The organism is Steroidobacter sp. (genome assembly GCF_016790065.1).
Lineage (GTDB): Bacteria > Pseudomonadota > Gammaproteobacteria > Steroidobacterales > Steroidobacteraceae > Steroidobacter.
Map to the genome: position 1 here is coordinate 1 of NZ_JAEUPY010000683.1, position 3,376 is coordinate 3,376.

A 3,376-nucleotide genomic window follows, 5' to 3' on the forward strand; every position below is an offset into this window, starting at 1 on the left:
CCTGCGCCTCGCGGATTGCACCCTGGTTTCGGTTGTAAACTGGCAGCTCCATCGAGAAGCCCGCCACGAGTGCCGCATCATTGCTGCCCTCGAACCGGCGGGCGCCCACGCTGAAGCTAAGATTCGGTCGCGCCTGCGCCCGAGCCAATCGCAGTTCTGCCTCTCGCAAGCGAGCGGTCGAGGCGAATAGACTCAGATCGACCGACTGATCCAGTCGTCGCATCAGTGCAGGAAACGTGTCGACCGCCTGCAGTCGAAACAGATTCGCGCTCGCGGTGGTGAAGATCGGCTCGGGACTGCCCCAGGTGGCTGAGAGCGCGTATCGCGCGCTTCGCAGATCGCTTTGTGCCTGGCGCTGTTCGACGACTGCACGGGTGAGCGCTATGCGCGCCCGACTACGTTCAGCCTCTGGCGAGCGACCCGCATCGACACGCGCCGAAATCGTCTGCAGGGTTTTCTCGGCGATGCTGACCGACTCCTTGGCAAACTCCACGCGCTCCTGAGCCACCGAGACTTCGATGAATCGCCGAGTCACCTCCGCGAGTACATCGAGCTCTCGAGCACGTTGTTCAATGGTTACGACATCGACGTCGGCCTCGGCCGCCGAGCGTCGCAGGGCGCGCTTGCCCCCCAACTCCACGACCTGGCTCAAGCTGAGCGTGGTCTCCAACGAGTCGATGCCCTTGTAACCTCCGCTGCCAGCAAAGTTTTCAAACTCCGCCGAGACGGTGGGGTTGGGACGCAAACCAGCCTGGACGATCCGAGCCTGGGCGGCGCTCAGCTCATATGAGCTCGCCATCAGATCGGGATTGGCGCGGATCGCCGCATCCACGGCGCGCGCCAGGGTGAGCTCACCCTCGGGATTGATGGAATCTGCCGCCCAGACTGGCGTCATCAACGCCAGTCCCAGACAGCCAACGAGGCACGTCACGCGAGCGCGTGCGTGCGCGAAAGCAGCAAACATGGACAATCTCCTGACTCGTGCACGTCATGTGCACGGCTGTTCGTTTACAAATCGACGAAAATCAGCTGAACGTCAGGAAAGCAGGCGGACCGCGAGCGGGGGGCGGCCCATCGATGGGGGCTGAATGGAAGGAAGGAAGAGCAACGTCAACCGGCGCAACCGCGCTCGGCGGCGGCAGCACAGCCGCCAGAACATAGACATGAAGGAGCGCCGGTACCAGACCGTCATCAACCACGGAACTCTTTGCAACGGTCGTGGTCGCGGACAGATTCAGATCGAGATCGTTGTGATTGTCATCGGCATGCGGCTCCGTGCCGTCATGAGTCGCCGCATCCTGAACGTGCAGCGCCACTGGAGGCTGCTGCCCATCCATGCAAAGATGCAAATGGGCATTCGCCATGCGAACCGGCAGCAACGCAATCGCGAGCAGCCAGAGCACCATGCCGAATGTGGATAGACGACGCATGCGATTAGTATGCCTGAAGTCCCGTCAGATGCACGTTACCGATTTGAAATCTGTGATTCGGATCTGACACCGCTTTGGCGGTATCAGGCAGTACCTGCCAGATGAATGAGCCATTCTGCCCTGTTCGCGGCGGACGAATGCCGGACGGATCGTCATACATCTGCGTCAAACACCCCCGAATGTGCTCTGTTACAGGCGTGGCTGATGAGTTCGCACAGCCGTTCAGAAGCACGGCGGCGAGCGCCAAGGCAATCACGATCAGCAGAGTGCGGCGCCACCGAGACCACTGGATGCCAGGTAGACGATGCGCGAGTTTCCGGAGGCCGAGCCGCTCTTGCGACCGCCTCTGTTGATGAGCGAGCAACGCTTGCTCGTCAGGACGCTCCAAGGGTCCAGCCGAAGCATCTCTGACAGCGCTCGCTGTCCGAAGCTGCGGAATGCCTCGCGCACGTGATCCTTGCGTTTGCAGCTCAATATCAGCTACGACCTCACGCAGATCGGACTCGGCGAGCAGGCGCGAGTCGAACTCAACACGCAATACGCCGTTGGCTGTGGCAGCAACCTCTACTACACCGATGGTGGCCAACAGTCTTTCTTCGACTGCACGCAGTGCCTGCCCATGCAAGTCACTCTGCATGTGCGTAACGATGTGCCCATACCGAGATGTCAACTGCACTCCAACGGCACGTACCAACTCTCGAACCCACTCGACTTGCACGGAGTCGGCGTTGAAATGAACACACAGTTTCGCCGGTCCGTATGCCGATCGCTCGATCACGTGGGCTTGATGTATTCCCGGCTGCCGAGCCAGAGCGGCAATCAGTCGGTGCACACATGCATCTGCCTGATCCGGCGCGCTCGGTAGCAGGAGATCCAGACTGACTTGTGTCGCTTTCGACGACGACACCGTGTGCTGGGCATTGTCCGCGCGGCCGGACGCCTGTTCCTCGGTCTGTTGTTTGTTGATCATGCGCTGACTCCGCAGAGGTTGAGCGTCGCCTCCAACGAGTCGATGGAACCTGCCGCCCAGACCGGCGTCATCAACGCCAGTCCCAGGCAGCCAGTACAGCGCGCCACGCGAATGCGCGCGCGCACGAAAGCAGCAAACATGGGCAATCTCCTGACTCGTGCACGTCACGTGCACGGCTGTTCGTTTACGGATCGACGAAAATCAGCTGAACGTCAGGAAAGCAGGCGGACCGCGGGCGGGCGGTGGCCCGTCGACAGGAGCGGAATGGAAGGAAGGAACGAAAACTTCACTCGGCGCGACAACGCTCGGCGGCGGCAGCACAGCCGCCAGAACATAGACATGAAGCAGCGCGGGGACGAGACCGTCATCGACCAAGGTGGACTTTGCACCCGTTGTCGTTGCAGACAGATCCAGATCGCGATCCTCGTGATTGCCTTCGGCATGCGGTTGCGCGTCGCCAAGCGTCGTCGCGTCCTGCACGTGCAGGGCCACGGGCGCCTTCTGCCCGTCCATGCAAAGATGCAAATGGGCATTCGTCATGCGAAGCGGCAGCAACGCAATCGCGAGCAGCCAGAGCACCATGCTGAATGTGGACAAACGACCCATGTAATTAGTATGCCCGAAGTCCCGCCAGATGCACGTATCGAGTAGACATCTGTGATCCCGATCCTGCACTGCTGGAGTGGGATCGGTAGATCCTCTCCGCATCCAGACGCACGTTTGTGTATGACGCCCCCTCCAGATAAATCAATCGCTCCGACAAGAAGAATTTTTTCGATTGATTGCCGCATCCACACCCGTCCAACTGTGGATGACAGCCAGAACCTACCCTCAGCCTCTTGCAACGCTTTACTCACGGCTACGCGAGCGATGGTCATCAGGCATCTCGTGCCCGTCTGACACGGTGTTCGCGCTAGGCATCGCCGCGATCTGGATGACGTTCTACAACACGCGCTTCTGGGATCTCACTTTGAAT

Annotated in this window: 5 protein-coding genes; all 5 read right to left on the minus strand. The window is 60.4% G+C overall.

What is annotated here, in order from left to right; genetic code table 11:
* Positions 1-964 (minus strand): TolC family protein (locus JNL55_RS28095; protein WP_293862525.1); only part of this gene is annotated, 964 nt, incomplete at its 3' end.
* 61 nt (positions 965-1,025) lie between these two features.
* On the minus strand, positions 1,026-1,430 hold the full coding sequence (locus JNL55_RS28100) for a hypothetical protein (protein WP_293862527.1): 405 nt from the start codon (positions 1,428-1,430) through the stop codon (positions 1,026-1,028).
* A gap of 4 nt (positions 1,431-1,434) precedes the next feature.
* Positions 1,435-2,400 carry a hypothetical protein gene (locus JNL55_RS28105; protein WP_293862529.1) on the minus strand — a complete coding sequence of 322 codons (966 nt, stop codon included), beginning with the start codon at positions 2,398-2,400 and terminating at the stop codon, positions 1,435-1,437.
* A complete protein-coding gene (locus JNL55_RS28110; protein WP_293862531.1) occupies positions 2,397-2,540 on the minus strand; it encodes a hypothetical protein in 144 nt (47 codons plus the stop codon). Before JNL55_RS28110 ends, JNL55_RS28105 begins: the two co-directional genes overlap by 4 nt.
* Before the next feature lie 61 nt (positions 2,541-2,601).
* Complete coding sequence (locus JNL55_RS28115; RefSeq protein ID WP_293862533.1) at positions 2,602-2,982, minus strand: hypothetical protein; 381 nt, start codon at positions 2,980-2,982, stop codon at positions 2,602-2,604.
* Between the last annotated feature and the right edge of the window lie 394 nt (positions 2,983-3,376).